This window comes from Aminobacter niigataensis (assembly GCF_014200015.1).
Classification (GTDB): domain Bacteria; phylum Pseudomonadota; class Alphaproteobacteria; order Rhizobiales; family Rhizobiaceae; genus Aminobacter; species Aminobacter niigataensis.
The window spans coordinates 1,512,918-1,527,560 of sequence record NZ_JACHOT010000001.1; the positions used below are offsets into that span (position 1 = coordinate 1,512,918).

A 14,643-nucleotide genomic window follows, 5' to 3' on the forward strand; every position below is an offset into this window, starting at 1 on the left:
TGACGGCCTGAACTTCAGGGACCGCCCATCAAGGGCGGTCCCATCCCTCCCCCAATCCCAAAGGCAAAAGACAATGTACGAAGAGCGGATGGCGCGGTTGCGCGAACGCATGGCTGAAACCGGGACCGACCTTGTGATCGTCGGCCCCTCCTCGCACCTTGTCTGGCTCACCGGCATGTCGCCACATGGCGACGAACGCCCCGTGCTGCTGATCGTCTCCAGGGACCATGCTGGCTTCCTGATGCCGGCGCTCAATGTCGACAGCCAGCGCCCGTTCACCAAGCTGCCCTTCTATCCCTGGACCGATGCGGATGGTCCCGGTGCCGCGCTCGCCAAGCTTCTCAAGGATTGCGGCGCCAACCGCGACAGCCTCAAGATCGCACTCGACGAGACCATGCGCGCCGATTTCGCACTGCTGGTTATCGACGCCCTGCCCGGTGCTGCCCGCGGCTTCCTCACCGATACGGTAAGCTTCCTGCGCGGCCAGAAGGACGAGGCGGAATACGCGCTGCTGAAGATGAATGCCGTCCTCAATGACGGTGCCATGAAGGCCGGCTTCGCCGCGCTGAGAGAAGGCGTGACCGAGCTCGAAGTCGCCCGGGCGATCCGCGACTTCTACGCAGCAAACGGCGCCACGGGAGAATTCGTCAGCGTCTGCTTCGGCGAGAACGGCGCTTTCCCGCATCATCATACCGGCGATCGCAAGCTCAGGGCGAACGAGGCCGTGCTGATCGACATCGGCGGCCGCAAGGACGGATATCCCTCCGACATGACCCGCATCGGCGTGTTCGGCGACAAGCCCGAAGGTTTTGACGAAGTGCACGGCGTGCTCGAACGCGCAGTCCAGGCAGCGATCGCCGTCGCCAAGCCAGGCGTCGCCGCCAAGGAGGTCGACAAGGCCGCACGCGACGTCATTACCGCTGCCGGCTATGGCGATTTCTTCCTGCACCGGACCGGGCACGGCCTTGGCATCGACATTCACGAGCCGCCCTACATCACCGGCACGTCGGAAACGATCCTTCGCGAAGGCAACGTCTTCTCGATCGAACCCGGCATCTACCTGCAGGGCCGGTTCGGCCTTCGCCTCGAGGAGATCGTCATCCTGCGCGGCAATCGTGCCGAGGTGCTGTCCGACCTGCCGCGCGAGGCGTTCATGGTCAAGGCCTGAGCCTAACCTGCCTGGAGCATGACGAAAGGGCCGCTACAGCGGCCCTTTTTGTTGAGCTGCCCTGCCGCCCCCGCCAGCTTCAGACACCCGGCCGGCATACTTTTCAACCGCCGAGCGCGGATGATATCGTCTCAACCAGCAGCCTGAATTGGCGTTGGAGGGGACTGTGCGTTCTTTGCTCTTGGCGGTGGCCGCCTTGATCTCCGTCGATGCCAGTGCGGCGGAACAGTCTTTCCCGACCGATGGCGGAGTGATCTATTTCAACATGCCCTCAGGCAATGTCGGCTGCCAGTACACGCCGGCAGGCGGCTCAGACGTCTACATGCCCGAGGATGGCGGCCCCGAACTCGGCTGCGACCGCATTGAGCCGACCTATCAGCGTTTCATCCTCGGCAAGGCCGGCAAGGCCAAGCGCTACCAGAATGTCGGTGACACCGGCTGCTGCGACGGCTCGCACACGCTCGAATACGGCAACAGCTGGAAGAAGGGGCCATTCAGCTGCGAGGCGACCAAGGCCGGGCTGAGCTGCACCCGCAAGGACGGCCACGGCTTCTTCATCAGCCGGTCGAAGACCGAGATCTACTGATCGTCCGCACGCGCAGGCAAAAGAAAAGCCGGGCGAGCCCGGCTTTTCAGTCATTGCGTCGGCAAGAAAGCGATCAGTTGACCGCGTCCTTGAGGCCCTTGCCAGCCGAGAACTTCGGCACCGTACGGGCCGGAATCTTCACTTCCGCGCCGGTCTGCGGGTTGCGGCCGGTGGACTCCGCACGTTTTGACACGGTGAAATTTCCGAAACCGACAAGCCGGACATCGCCGCCACCCTTCAGTTCGCCGGTGATGACGGAGAACACTGCATCAACGGCGGACTGCGCATCGCCCTTGGACAGCTTGGCAGCCTCAGCGACGGCGGACACTAGTTCGTTCTTGTTCATTCAAATTCCCTTCCATGAGAAAACCGGGACATAGACTCAGCCGGTAGGACACGGACTTTAGAAAGAAGCTTTGGCACAACCAAGTCGAAAAGGCTCACAAAGCCCGGAATTCCGCGCTTTTTCACATGAAAAAGCCGGGCGCGAGCCCGGCTTTTTTGTTTTCTGTGCAACTTTAGATGCAGCTTAATGAGCAAAGCCCTTGCCGGCATCGTCGCCCGCATCCGTCTTGGCCGCGGGAACGTCGACTGGCTCGGTCCATTCGATCGGCTCCGGCTGGCGCACGAGGGCATGCTTGATCACCTCGCCCATGCGGCTGACCGGGATGATCTCCATGCCGCTCTTCACGTTTTCCGGAATGTCCGCCAAATCCTTGGCGTTCTCTTCCGGGATCAGCACCTTCTTGATGCCGCCGCGAAGCGCTGCAAGCAGCTTCTCCTTGAGGCCGCCGATCGGCAGCACGCGACCACGCAGCGTGATCTCACCAGTCATCGCCACATCCGCCTTGACCGGGATACCGGTCATTATCGACACGATAGCCGTCGCCATGCCAACGCCGGCCGAGGGGCCGTCCTTGGGCGTCGCACCTTCCGGCACGTGCACATGGATGTCGCGCTTGTCGAACAGCGGCGGCTCGATGCCGAAATCGATGGCCCGGCTGCGAACATAAGATGCCGCCGCCGAAATCGACTCCTTCATGACGTCGCGCAGATTGCCGGTAACGGTCATGCGCCCCTTGCCGGGCATCATCACGCCTTCGATCGTCAGCAATTCGCCACCGACCTCGGTCCAGGCCAGACCGGTGACGACGCCAACCTGATCGTCGGCCTCGACCTGTCCGAAGCGGTAGCGTGGCACGCCGAGATACTCGTCCAAGTTGGCGGCGGTGACCTTCACCGACTTCTTCTTGGTCTTGATGATCTCGGTAACCGCCTTGCGCCCGAGCTTCATCAGCTCGCGCTCGAGGCTGCGGACACCGGCTTCCCGCGTATAGGTCTGGATGATGCCGCGGATAGCATCCTCGGAAACCGAGAATTCCTTGGGCTGGAGCGCATGATCGCGAACCACCTTGGACATCAGGTGCCGCTTGGCGATCTCGACCTTCTCGTCCTCGGTGTAGCCGGCGATACGGATGATCTCCATGCGGTCCATCAGGGGCGCAGGAATGTTCAGCGTATTCGCCGTCGTCACGAACATCACACTCGAAAGGTCGTATTCGACCTCCAGATAATGGTCCATGAACGTTGCGTTCTGTTCCGGATCGAGGACCTCGAGCAGCGCCGACGAAGGATCGCCACGGAAGTCCTGGCCCATCTTGTCGATCTCGTCGAGCAGGAAGAGCGGGTTCGACTTCTTGGCCTTCTTCATCGACTGGATGACCTTGCCGGGCATCGAGCCGATATAGGTGCGGCGGTGACCGCGGATCTCGGCCTCGTCACGCACGCCGCCAAGCGCCATGCGCACGAACTCGCGGCCGGTCGCCTTGGCGATCGACTTGCCGAGCGAGGTCTTGCCGACGCCGGGAGGGCCGACGAGGCACAGGATCGGACCCTTCAGCTTCTTCTGGCGGCTCTGCACGGCGAGATACTCGACGATGCGGTCCTTGACCTTGTCGAGGCCGTAGTGGTCGGTGTCGAGCACCTCCTGGGAGAAGTTGAGGTCCTGTTTGACCTTGGAGTTCTTGCCCCACGGGATCGACAGGATCCAGTCGAGGTAGTTGCGCACGACGGTGGCTTCGGCCGACATCGGCGACATCGAACGCAGCTTCTTCAGCTCGGCCTCCGCCTTTTCGCGGGCCTCCTTGGTCAGCTTCGTCTTCTTGATGCGGGCCTCGATCTCGGCGGCCTCGTCGCGGCCGTCCTCGCCTTCGCCGAGTTCCTTCTGGATCGCCTTCATCTGCTCGTTGAGGTAGTACTCGCGCTGAGTCTTCTCCATCTGCCGCTTGACGCGGCTGCGGATGCGCTTCTCAACCTGCAGGACGGAGATCTCGGCTTCCATGAAGCCCATCGCCTTCTCGAGCCGCTCCTTGACGGACAGCGTGCCGAGCATTTCCTGCTTCTCGGTGATCTTGATGGCGAGATGCGAGGCCACCGTATCGGCGAGCTTGGAATAGTCCTCGATCTGGCTGGCAGCACCAACCACTTCGGGCGAAATCTTCTTGTTCAGCTTGACGTAGTTCTCGAAGTCGGAAACCACCGAGCGGGACAGCGCCTCGACCTCGACCTCTTCCTCTTCCGGCTCGCTCAGGATGAGAGCGTGGGCCTCGTGGAAATCGGGCTTGTCGGTGAAGGACTGGATCTTGGCGCGCGTCGTGCCTTCGACCAGCACCTTGACGGTGCCGTCCGGCAGCTTCAGCAGCTGCAGCACATTGGCGAGCGTGCCGATGTCGTAGATGGCATCAGGCTCGGGATCGTCGTCGGCGGCATTCATCTGGGTCGCAAGCAGGATCTGCTTTTCCTGACCCATTACCTCTTCCAGGGCCTTGATCGACTTTTCACGCCCCACGAAAAGCGGGACGATCATGTGCGGGAACACGACAATGTCGCGCAACGGCAGGACTGCGAAGGTTCCTTCGCTGGAAGAGCGGGAGATTTTGGCCATTGTCCAACCTTTCATATCGCGGCCGCGCAGGGCCAACCGCGAATCTCATATTAACGACCATGGACGGTTCCGCCTACCGCCGATTACCGCGCGGCATTACAGCACGAAAGCCAACCCATCGCCTCTTCTCCGTTAGTTGGAGTTTCGCCGGGTAAACATCAAGGCCAAACACGCTGCAGTGTAGGGGGCCGGGATCGGCGGAGTTCCAAATGCCGAACGGCGCCGCTGGGGCGCCGTTCGCTGGAGCGGTTGATAGGGAAACGGCCAAGCCTCAGGCGCTGACGTTGCCCTTCTTTTCCTTCTGCTCGGAATAGATGTAGAGCGGCCGGGCGCTGCCGGTCACCACCTCATCCGAAATCACCACTTCCTGGACGCCTTCGAGGGCCGGAAGTTCGAACATCGTGTCGAGCAGGATCGCTTCCATGATCGAACGCAGTCCGCGTGCGCCGGTCTTGCGCTCGATGGCGCGCTTGGCGATCGCCGACAGCGCGTTCTCGTGGAAGGTCAGGTCGACGTTTTCCATCTCGAACAGGCGCTGGTACTGCTTGACCAACGCGTTCTTCGGCTCGGTCAGGATCTGGATCAGCGCCGGCTCGTCGAGATCCTCAAGCGTCGCCAGAACCGGCAGACGGCCGACGAACTCGGGGATCAGGCCGAACTTCAGCAGATCCTCAGGCTCGACCTGGCGGAACAGGTCGCCGGTACGGCGATCTTCGGGCGAGGCAACCGTGGCGCTGAAGCCGATCGAGGTCTTGCGGCCACGATCCGAAATGATCCTGTCGAGGCCGGCAAAAGCGCCGCCGCAGATGAACAGGATGTTGGCGGTGTCGACCTGCAGGAACTCCTGCTGCGGGTGCTTGCGGCCACCTTGCGGCGGCACGGAAGCGACAGTGCCTTCCATGATCTTGAGCAGTGCCTGCTGCACGCCTTCGCCCGAGACGTCGCGGGTGATCGACGGGTTGTCGGACTTGCGCGAGATCTTGTCGATTTCGTCGATGTAGACGATGCCGCGCTGGGCGCGCTCAACATTGTAGTCGGCCGACTGCAGCAGCTTGAGGATGATGTTCTCGACGTCCTCGCCGACATAACCGGCCTCGGTCAGCGTCGTCGCATCGGCCATGGTGAACGGCACGTCGATGATGCGGGCCAGCGTCTGGGCGAGCAGGGTCTTGCCGCAGCCGGTCGGGCCGATCAGCAGGATGTTCGACTTCGCCAACTCGACGTCGTTGTTCTTGCCGGCATGCGCCAGGCGCTTGTAGTGGTTGTGGACGGCCACCGACAGCACGCGCTTGGCGTAGGGCTGACCGATGACGTAGTCGTCCAGAACCTTGAGGATTTCCTGCGGTGTCGGCACGCCCTCGCGCGACTTCACCATCGAGGTCTTGTTCTCCTCGCGGATGATGTCCATGCACAGTTCGACGCACTCGTCGCAGATGAAGACGGTCGGGCCGGCGATGAGTTTGCGTACCTCATGCTGGCTCTTGCCGCAGAACGAGCAATAGAGCGTGTTCTTGGAGTCGCCGCCGTTGCTGACCTTGCTCATCTTGTCCAAGTCCTTTCACTGCCGCCCGGCCGTTGGTCTGGCTGATGGGCGCATATGCAATCTAACGCCGGACACCGCCACCGCCAGTCCCTGGCCGCCGCAACGAGCTCCGTACAACTCACATTCCAGAAGTCGCTGCAACGAGTCGCGGCACCCTTGAACAACGCTAAGCCGTCGAAGCTCAACGCAGCCTTAACGTAGGCCGCCGCTTTCGCCGAGGGAACAGCAAAATGTGTCCGAAATGCCGCAGGGCATCTCAAAAATGCGAGATGTGACCTCGTAGGCAGGTCGCAGCGTCCAATCACGAAGCGGTGGCACCCTCAACGGCTTCACGGCTGTCGATGACCTTGTCGATCAGACCGAAGTCGCGTGCCTCGTCCGCAGTCATGAAATGGTCGCGGTCGAGCGTCTTTTCAATGGTCTCGTAGTCCTTGCCGGTGTGCTTGACATAGACCTCGTTGAGACGGCGCTTAAGCTTGATGATGTCCTGGGCGTGGCGCTCGATATCCGAGGCCTGGCCCTGGAAGCCACCCGAGGGCTGGTGCACCATGATGCGCGCGTTCGGTGTGGCAAAACGCATGTCCTTGTGGCCGGCGCAGAGCAGCAGCGAACCCATCGAGGCGGCCTGGCCGATGCACAGCGTCGAAACCGCGGGCCTGATGAACTGCATAGTGTCGTAGATCGCCATGCCCGAGGTCACCACACCGCCTGGCGAGTTGATGTAGAGACTGATCTCTTTCTTCGGGTTCTCGGCTTCGAGGAACAGCAACTGGGCGCAGACCAGCGTCGCCATGCCGTCTTCGACCGGGCCGGTGATGAAGATGATGCGCTCCTTGAGGAGCCGCGAGAAGATATCGTAGGCGCGCTCGCCCCGGTTGGTCTGCTCGACCACCATCGGAACGAGGTTCATGTATGTTTCGACGGGGTTCTTCATCGACTATCCCTTTATCGAGATGGGATTCCAGCGCCGGACGGGCAGAATCGGTTCAGAGGCTTTGCCCTGTAAATAGGATGCCGTGTCATCATTGCGCAAGGCCGGTGAAGGGGCTTGATTTCAGCTATCGCTAACTTTCGCTGCGACAGCTGGCTCAATGCTCGGCACTGGAACTTGCCGCAGCCACGGCGATATTGAAGCCACCAACCGATTTATGGCACTCGGTGCCCCTGCCCTGCGCCGGCGACATCAAGGCGCTGCACGCGTCTTGGAGAGCAACGCCCGTGACGGAAGCCAAGGACCACGAGACGATCAAGTTCTACGCGAACGAGGCGGAAGCTTATACGACGCGGGGCCAACCGGCGAGCGTGCACCACCTGCGCACCTTCATGGCGCGCCTGCCGAGGGGCGGCCGTGTGCTCGAACTCGGCTGCGGCGCTGGCCAGGACAGCGAAGCGATGCTGGGGGGCGGTTTCGACGTTGTACCGACCGACGGCACCCCCGAGATCGCCGCTGCTGCCGCGAAACGCCTCGGACGGCCGGTCAGAGTGCTGCTCTTCGAAGACATCGACGGCACTGAAAGCTACGATGGTATTTGGGCCGACGCCTGCCTGTTGCATGTGCCGCGCGCGCAATTGCCATCGATTGTTGGTCAAGTGCATGCCGCGCTCAAGCCGGGCGGCGTATTCTACGCCAGTTTCAAGGCCGGCGAAGCCGAAGGACGGGATCGCTTCGGCAGGTACTACAACTATCCGTCTGCCGAATGGCTGGAACAGGCCTATGGCGTCGACCACTGGAGCGCCCTGGAAATCGGCCAAGAAACCGGAGGCGGCTATGACGGCCTGCCGACGGACTGGCTTCATGTCACGGCCACGAAGGCCGGCTAATTCGAACCAAATGGAATGCACGCGATGAATGATCCCACCCAAACCAACAAACACTGGTCCAAGGTCGAGTACCTGCACGAGACCGTAAAGAATCCGAACATCCGCGTTCGCGGCACGCATAGCTATTACAGCAATGCCTGGACTGGATCGTTCGAAGAAAGCGTGGTGCGCTACCTCTATGGCGACGACTACAGCCTCAAGGCGTGGGAGCCTGCTTGGCCGATCGACCAGCTCGATATCGGCGACTATGTCTGCATCGGCGCAGAGGCGGTGATCCTGCTCGGCGGCAACCATACGCACCGGACGGACTGGTTCAGCCTCTATCCCTTCGCCGAATTCATTGTCGACGCCTATGCCGGAAAGGGTAACACCACCATCGGCGACGGCGCGTGGATCGGCATGCGTGCCATGATCATGCCCGGCATCACCATTGGCGAAGGCGCGATCGTCGCGTCAGGCGCCATCGTCACCAAGGACGTGGCGTCCTACACGATCGTCGCGGGCAATCCGGCTGTGCCTATCAAGACCCGTTTTCCGCAGGCCGTTGTCGACAGGCTGCTGGCACTGAAGGTCTACGCATGGCCGGCGGAGAAATTCGAGGCGTTGAAACCGCTGCTTTGCGCGAGCGAGATCGACGCACTCGCAAGTGCTTCGTCAAAGTTTGACGAAGGGCGGCCCTGACCGCTCAGACCCGGATCACATATTCCTTGCGAGTCGTTTCAAGCACTTCCCAGCTTCCCCTAAAGCCGGGCCTGAGCACGAAACTGTCGCCGGCGCGGACGGTGCGGGCCTCGCCGCCCTCCTCCGCGATCACCGAAACACCCGAAAGGATGTGGCAGAACTCCCATTCGTCATATTCGATGCGCCATTTTCCGGGGGTCGATTCCCAGATACCGGCGTAAAGGCCGCCTTCGGCCTCCTCGGCGTTCCAGGTACGGAATTTCGGGTCGCCAGCGATCAGCCGGCCCTCCGCCGGAGCACCGGCTTCCGGCTCGATGCCATCGGTCCCGATTTTCAGAAATCTCGGCAAGTCCACCCCCGAATGCAAAATGGCCCCGGCCTGAGGCCGGGGCCATTTTTGCACGGTCGATCAGGCCTTGGCCAGCGCCTGTTCGAGGTCGGCGATGATGTCGCTGACATCCTCGATGCCAACCGACAGGCGGACGACGTCAGGGCCGGCGCCCGCTGCCACCTTCTGCTCATCGGAGAGCTGACGGTGGGTGGTGGACGCCGGGTGGATGACCAGCGACTTGGTGTCGCCGATGTTGGCAAGGTGCGAGAACAGCTCGAGGCCCTCGACGAACTTGACGCCGGCCTCGTAGCCGCCCTTGAGGCCGAAAGTGAAGACGGCACCCGCGCCCTGCGGCGAGTACTTCTTCATCAGCGCGTGGTTCTTGTCGCTCTTGAGGCCGGGATAGGCCACCCACTCGACCTTGGGGTGGTCGGAGAGCCAGCCGGCGACCGTCAGCGCGTTGTCGCAATGGCGCTGCATGCGCAGCGGCAGGGTCTCGAGGCCGGTGAGGATCAGGAACGCGTTGAACGGCGAAATCGCCGGGCCGAGGTCTCGCAGGCCAAGCACGCGCGCGGCGATGGCGAAGGCGAAATTGCCGAAGGTCTCGTGCAGCACGACGCCGCCATATTCGGGGCGCGGCTCCGACAGCATCGGATACTTGCCCGACTTCGACCAGTCGAAGGTCCCGCCGTCGACGATGACGCCACCGATCGAATTGCCGTGGCCGCCGATGAACTTGGTCAGCGAATGCACGACGATGTCGGCGCCATGCTCGATCGGGCGGATCAGGTACGGGCTTGCCAGCGTGTTGTCGACGATCAGCGGCAAGCCGTGCTTGCGGGCAATATCCGCCACCTTCTCAATGTCGACGAAGGTGCCGCCGGGATTGGCAAGGCTCTCGATGAAGATCGCCTTGGTCTTGGCGTCGATCTGCTTCTCGAAGCCGGACAGATCATTGGTGTCGGCCCAACGGACTTCCCAGCCGAAATTCTTGAAGGCATGGCCGAACTGGTTGATCGAGCCGCCGTAAAGCTTGTTGGCAGCGACGAAATTGTCGCCCGGGCGCATCAGGTTGTGGAACACCAGCATCTGCGCCGCATGGCCCGAGGCGGTGGCGAGTGCGGCCGTGCCGCCCTCGAGAGCCGCGATACGCTCTTCGAGCACGGCCTGGGTCGGATTCATGATGCGGGTGTAGATGTTGCCGAAAGCCTTCAGGCCGAACAGCGAAGCGGCGTGGTCGGCATCATCGAAGACATAGGACGTGGTCTGGTAGATCGGCGTGGCGCGCGCGCCAGTGGCCGGATCGGGTTTCGCGCCGGCGTGGACGGCAAGCGTGTTGAAGCCCGGGGTACGCTGGGACATGGTTCTCTCCAAAGAATAGGTCCGTCAAATCGGCTGACATCTTTGGCGGAGCCGGCCACGGAATGCAAAGACGAAAATTTCCGACTAGCCGGCTGTCGCGGACGAAATTTCCAATCGGCGCTGCAAAGCAACGGCTTCGGCCATCTACTTTGCGCGGATGCCGAAACTCTGGAAGCCTTGCCGCATCACCGGCCGCTTGGACGAAATCACGCCGGAATTAACGCCGGTCCAGCCAATCTCGCCTGCCAGCCTGGCGTATTCGATCTTGGGGCAGCGGTTCATGACGATCTTGATGCCGGCAGCTTCGGCGCGCGCGGCGGCTTCGTCGTGGCGCACGGTCAATTGCATCCAGACAACCTTGGGCAGCGGATCGAGCTTGAGCACTTCGTCGACGATGGCAGGCACGGCGCTCGACGCCCGGAAGACGTCGACCATATCGACCGCAACGGGGATGTCGGCAAGGCTGGCATAGGTCATCCGACCGAGGATTTCCTTGCCGGCATGGCCCGGATTGACCGGGTAGACCTCGTAGCCCTTGGCGATAAGATATTTGGTGACGAAAAAGCTCGGTCGTACGTCGTTGGCCGAAGCACCGACGACGGCGATGGTCCTGACCGAATTCAGGATGCCGGCGATATAGGCATCATCGTAGGTGTCGTGGTTCATGGCCGTCCTCGTTCGACGGTTCCGGATACCGCCTTTCGGCAGTCGCCGCAAACCCGGTCGGCGATGTGGAGCCTCATGGCAGCGAGATGCTGCCATCCTCGGCGATGGGGAAGTCGGGATTGTGGGCGACTTCCCAGAGGTGGCCTTCGGTGTCGGCAAAATAGCCGTACCAGCCGCCCCAGAAGGCGCGTTGAGCCTGTTTGACGATGTGACCGCCGGCCCGCTCGGCAGCCGCGAGAATTTCATCCACTTCGGCTTCGGTGCGCGTGTTGTAGGCCAGCGAGACGCCGGAAAAGCCGCCCTTGCCGCCGGCAATGCCCGCATCGGACGAAAGGTGCTCGCGCCCCCAAAGGCCCAGCACCAGGCCACCCATCTGGAAGAAGGCGACGCCTTCGGTGATCGATTGATTGCGCTTGAGCCCCATCGCCTCATAGAAGCGCACGGCACGGTCGAGATCGTCGACCCCCAGGGTCACGAGAGAAATCCGCGGTTCCACGCCTATTCTCCCTTCCACTCCGGCTGGCGCTTGTCGAGGAACGCACCGATGCCCTCCTCGGCGTCGCTTGCCAGCATGTTCTCGACCATCACCCGTGCGGCATGATCATAGGCTTCGACCAGCCCCATCTCGGCCTGGGCGTAGAACGCCTCCTTGCCGATCTTCAGTGTCGAAGACGATTTCGAAACAATGGTTTGGGCGTACTTGCCGACAATATGATTCAGGTATTCGCGGGGCACGACGCGGTTGACCAGGCCGAAGTCGCGCGCGGTCGTGGCGTCGATCGTCTCGCCGGTCAGCAGCATCTCCATCGCCTGCTTGCGCGAGACGTTGCGCGACAGCGCCACCATCGGGGTGGAGCAGAACAGGCCGATATTGATGCCCGGCGTGCAGAAGGCAGCCTGATCGGTGGCGATAGCGAGGTCGCAGCTGGCGACCAGTTGCAGGCCGGCCGCGGTCGCCAGGCCATCGACTTCGGCGATGACAGGCTTGGGGTGGCGCACGATCGACTGCATCAGTGCCGAACAGCGCGACATGGTGAGCTCGAAGAAGGCACGGCCGCGGTCGGCATCGCTCCTGTGCGCCGTCATCTCCTTGAGGTCGTGACCAGCGCAGAAGACCTTGCCCTGCGCTGCAAGCAGAATGACGCGCACGGCCTTGTCGTCCCTCGCGCCGTCCAGTTGCGCCTGCAACGCGGCCATCGTCTCGATCGACAGGGCGTTGGCCGGCGGATTGGCGAGCACAATGCGCAGCACGCCTTTCTCGAGACTGGACCAAACCGGACCTTCCGGTGTGCTGCGCTTGATGGCGACGATTTCTGCCATAGTGTCCCCTGACTGATTCAATGCGGCGAAAGGAGAATCGCCAGCATCAAATTTGAGCCATATACGCTTGCACTCAAGTTTTAGTTCCCAACTATGTCTCGGTTTGGAACGCAAAGGTTCGCAAGTGGCGGATGATGCGGGGCACGGCTCCGGAAACCCAATGGGGAGAGTTAATGCCCGAGCAGCACGGATTGGCGCCGATCATGACGGCAAGCGAGGTCAACGGCCTGTTGAGACAGGTCTACCCGCAGCTGAACGAACACCACGATTTCTACCAGGTCACGGAGGTCTACCCAGGCGGTTGCACCGTGCGGCTCAACGCCGATGAGCGCCACCTCCGACCCGGTGGAACAGTGTCGGGGCCGTCGCTGTTCACGCTCGCCGACATCGGTGGCTATGTCTGCGTGCTCAGCCATGCCGGGCCGGACGCGCTGTCGGTAACGACCAATCTCAACATCAATTTCATGCGCAAGGCTGAAGCCGGCCCGATCGACGGCCACTGCCGCATCCTGAAGCTGGGCAAGAGCCTGATGGTGTTCGATATCGACATCGTCGCCGGCCCGGAACAGCACACCGTGGCGCACGCAACCGGCACCTATTCGATCCCGCCGAAGCGGCAAAATGGTGAGGTAAAATAATACCTCTACCTTATCTTATTGTTTTTGCTTCATTTTACAGGACAACACCCGGTCCGAAGCGCTTGACGGGCTAGCCGCCCTCGCCTATAAGCCCAACCAAAGCAGCGGCCCGCATCGGGTCGCCGTTTTGTTATTGGCGTCGGGCAGCGTCTCTCGCCAATGAAAGCAACAAGAAACGCCTTCTCCGGAAGGTCCCAAACGAAAGCATGTAACCATGGCAACCTTTTCGCAGAAGCCTGCGGACGTGGTGAAGAAGTGGGTGCTGATCGACGCCGAGGGTCTCGTCGTCGGCCGTCTCGCCACTATCGTCGCCAACATCCTCCGCGGCAAAAACAAGCCCACCTTCACGCCCCACGTCGACGACGGTGACAATGTCATCATCATCAACGCCGACAAGGTCGTGTTCACCGGCAAGAAGTTCACCGACAAGGTGTATTACTGGCACACCGGCCACCCCGGCGGCATCAAGGAGCGCACCGCGCGCCAGCTGCTCGAAGGCCGTTTCCCCGAGCGCGTTCTCGAGAAGGCAGTTGAGCGCATGATCCCGCGTGGTCCGCTCGGCCGTCGCCAGATGAAGAACCTTCGCGTCTATGCAGGCGCCGATCATCCGCATGTCGCTCAGCAGCCCGTGACGCTCGACGTCGGCGCGCTGAACGCCAAGAACAAGAAGGCGTCGTAATCATGGCTGATCTCAGCTCGCTCGCAGAACTCGGCACCGTCGCTGTCGCCGCACAGCCGGCAGCTCCGGTCCACGTCCAGAAGCTCGACAAGAGCGGCCGCGCCTATGCCACCGGCAAGCGCAAGGACGCCATCGCCCGCGTCTGGGTGAAGCCCGGCTCCGGCAAGATCGTCGTCAACGGCAAGGAATTCGCGGCCTACTTCGCCCGCCCCGTGCTGCAGATGATCCTGAACCAGCCGATCGTCGCGGCAAACCGCGTCGGTCAGTACGACATCATCGCCACCGTCGTCGGTGGCGGTCTGTCGGGCCAGGCCGGTGCCGTTCGTCACGGCATCTCCAAGGCGCTGACCTACTACGAGCCGACGCTGCGCGGCGTGCTCAAGAAGGGCGGCTTCCTGACCCGCGACAGCCGTATCGTCGAGCGTAAGAAGTACGGTAAGGCCAAGGCCCGTCGTAGCTTCCAGTTCTCGAAGCGCTAAGCGTCTCGAACCTGCAGTTTCGGAAAGGCCGCCTTCGGGCGGCCTTTTCTTTTTGCATGCCGTTGGGCCATTGCTGACGTATGATCCCTGCGTAGATGCCGACAGTCCGGCTGGAGAGATCTCAATGGTCCGCATGCTCGCATTGGCAATCGCAGTGACCTTCGCCGCCCCCGTCACAATGGTGGACGCCGCCACCAACAAGTTCCTGAAATGGTCGTCGCAGTTCGACACCTGCTGGATGCGGGCCAATGAAAAGGCGCTGGAGAAGGGCGCCGATGCAAGGAAGGCCGCCAAGAAGGCCGACAACCACTGCAAGAAGCTGGGCCGAAAGATGCTAAAGGAGGGCGGCTCGAAATATTCGCTCAAGGACCGGCGCAAGGCTCTCCGGAAGTCCAGCGAGTACTAGCTGGCGGTGCCCGTCGTCA

At 61.9% G+C, this 14,643-nt stretch carries 17 protein-coding genes; 8 read left to right on the forward strand and 9 right to left on the reverse strand.

What is annotated here, in order from left to right:
- Positions 1-73: 73 nt before the first annotated feature.
- Together GGQ99_RS07705 and GGQ99_RS07710 are read left to right on the forward strand one after the other, a co-directional pair.
- Positions 74-1,168 carry a M24 family metallopeptidase gene (locus GGQ99_RS07705; protein ID WP_183261786.1) on the forward strand — a complete coding sequence of 365 codons (1,095 nt, stop codon included), beginning with the start codon at positions 74-76 and terminating at the stop codon, positions 1,166-1,168.
- Between the two features lie 166 nt (positions 1,169-1,334).
- Complete coding sequence (locus tag GGQ99_RS07710) at positions 1,335-1,754, forward strand: DUF6636 domain-containing protein (RefSeq protein WP_343061694.1); 420 nt, start codon at positions 1,335-1,337, stop codon at positions 1,752-1,754.
- Between the two features lie 73 nt (positions 1,755-1,827).
- Here the strand turns inward: GGQ99_RS07710 and GGQ99_RS07715 are convergent, their stop codons facing one another.
- The 4 genes from GGQ99_RS07715 to GGQ99_RS07730 all read right to left on the reverse strand — a co-directional run bounded on the left by GGQ99_RS07715 (position 1,828) and on the right by GGQ99_RS07730 (position 7,175).
- Positions 1,828-2,100, reverse strand: a complete 273-nt coding sequence (locus GGQ99_RS07715; protein WP_055971339.1) for an HU family DNA-binding protein — start codon at positions 2,098-2,100, stop codon at positions 1,828-1,830.
- A 183-nt stretch (positions 2,101-2,283) separates the two neighbouring features.
- Positions 2,284-4,698: an endopeptidase La gene (gene lon / locus GGQ99_RS07720; protein WP_108608453.1), complete on the reverse strand. Its 2,415-nt coding sequence runs from the start codon at positions 4,696-4,698 to the stop codon at positions 2,284-2,286.
- Between the two features lie 271 nt (positions 4,699-4,969).
- Positions 4,970-6,241 (reverse strand): ATP-dependent Clp protease ATP-binding subunit ClpX, encoded by a 1,272-nt coding sequence (clpX, locus tag GGQ99_RS07725; protein WP_108608454.1) that lies wholly within the window; start codon positions 6,239-6,241, stop codon positions 4,970-4,972.
- Positions 6,242-6,542: 301 nt separating this feature from the next.
- A complete protein-coding gene (locus tag GGQ99_RS07730; protein ID WP_183261788.1) occupies positions 6,543-7,175 on the reverse strand; it encodes an ATP-dependent Clp protease proteolytic subunit in 633 nt (210 codons plus the stop codon).
- A gap of 284 nt (positions 7,176-7,459) precedes the next feature.
- On the opposite strand from GGQ99_RS07730, the gene GGQ99_RS07735 reads away from it, so the two are divergent.
- Together GGQ99_RS07735 and GGQ99_RS07740 are read left to right on the forward strand one after the other, a co-directional pair.
- Entirely contained in the window at positions 7,460-8,062 is a 603-nt protein-coding gene (locus GGQ99_RS07735; RefSeq protein ID WP_183261790.1) for a methyltransferase domain-containing protein, read from the forward strand.
- 24 nt (positions 8,063-8,086) lie between these two features.
- Entirely contained in the window at positions 8,087-8,743 is a 657-nt protein-coding gene (locus GGQ99_RS07740; RefSeq protein ID WP_183261792.1) for a CatB-related O-acetyltransferase, read from the forward strand.
- Between the two features lie 4 nt (positions 8,744-8,747).
- On the opposite strand, the gene GGQ99_RS07745 is transcribed toward GGQ99_RS07740, so the two are convergent.
- The 5 genes from GGQ99_RS07745 to GGQ99_RS07765 form a co-directional block, all read right to left on the reverse strand.
- Positions 8,748-9,092 (reverse strand): cupin domain-containing protein, encoded by a 345-nt coding sequence (locus tag GGQ99_RS07745; protein WP_210307749.1) that lies wholly within the window; start codon positions 9,090-9,092, stop codon positions 8,748-8,750.
- Positions 9,093-9,152: 60 nt separating this feature from the next.
- On the reverse strand, positions 9,153-10,436 hold the full coding sequence (locus GGQ99_RS07750; protein ID WP_183261797.1) for an O-acetylhomoserine aminocarboxypropyltransferase: 1,284 nt from the start codon (positions 10,434-10,436) through the stop codon (positions 9,153-9,155).
- 144 nt (positions 10,437-10,580) lie between these two features.
- Positions 10,581-11,102, reverse strand: coding sequence for a CoA-binding protein (locus GGQ99_RS07755; RefSeq protein ID WP_183261798.1), 522 nt, complete (start codon positions 11,100-11,102; stop codon positions 10,581-10,583).
- 73 nt (positions 11,103-11,175) lie between these two features.
- Positions 11,176-11,598 carry a VOC family protein gene (locus tag GGQ99_RS07760; RefSeq protein ID WP_108608460.1) on the reverse strand — a complete coding sequence of 141 codons (423 nt, stop codon included), beginning with the start codon at positions 11,596-11,598 and terminating at the stop codon, positions 11,176-11,178.
- 2 nt (positions 11,599-11,600) lie between these two features.
- Entirely contained in the window at positions 11,601-12,422 is an 822-nt protein-coding gene (locus GGQ99_RS07765; protein ID WP_108608461.1) for an enoyl-CoA hydratase, read from the reverse strand.
- A gap of 173 nt (positions 12,423-12,595) precedes the next feature.
- Here GGQ99_RS07765 and GGQ99_RS07770 point away from each other — a divergent pair, with 173 nt between their 5' ends.
- The 4 genes from GGQ99_RS07770 to GGQ99_RS07785 all read left to right on the forward strand — a co-directional run bounded on the left by GGQ99_RS07770 (position 12,596) and on the right by GGQ99_RS07785 (position 14,624).
- On the forward strand, positions 12,596-13,060 hold the full coding sequence (locus tag GGQ99_RS07770; protein ID WP_108608462.1) for a PaaI family thioesterase: 465 nt from the start codon (positions 12,596-12,598) through the stop codon (positions 13,058-13,060).
- Between the two features lie 214 nt (positions 13,061-13,274).
- Positions 13,275-13,739 carry a 50S ribosomal protein L13 gene (gene rplM, locus GGQ99_RS07775; RefSeq protein ID WP_108608463.1) on the forward strand — a complete coding sequence of 155 codons (465 nt, stop codon included), beginning with the start codon at positions 13,275-13,277 and terminating at the stop codon, positions 13,737-13,739.
- A gap of 2 nt (positions 13,740-13,741) precedes the next feature.
- Positions 13,742-14,218, forward strand: coding sequence for a 30S ribosomal protein S9 (gene rpsI / locus GGQ99_RS07780; RefSeq protein ID WP_108608464.1), 477 nt, complete (start codon positions 13,742-13,744; stop codon positions 14,216-14,218).
- Positions 14,219-14,342: 124 nt separating this feature from the next.
- Complete coding sequence (locus GGQ99_RS07785) at positions 14,343-14,624, forward strand: hypothetical protein (protein ID WP_183261800.1); 282 nt, start codon at positions 14,343-14,345, stop codon at positions 14,622-14,624.
- The last annotated feature ends 19 nt before the right edge of the window (positions 14,625-14,643 follow it).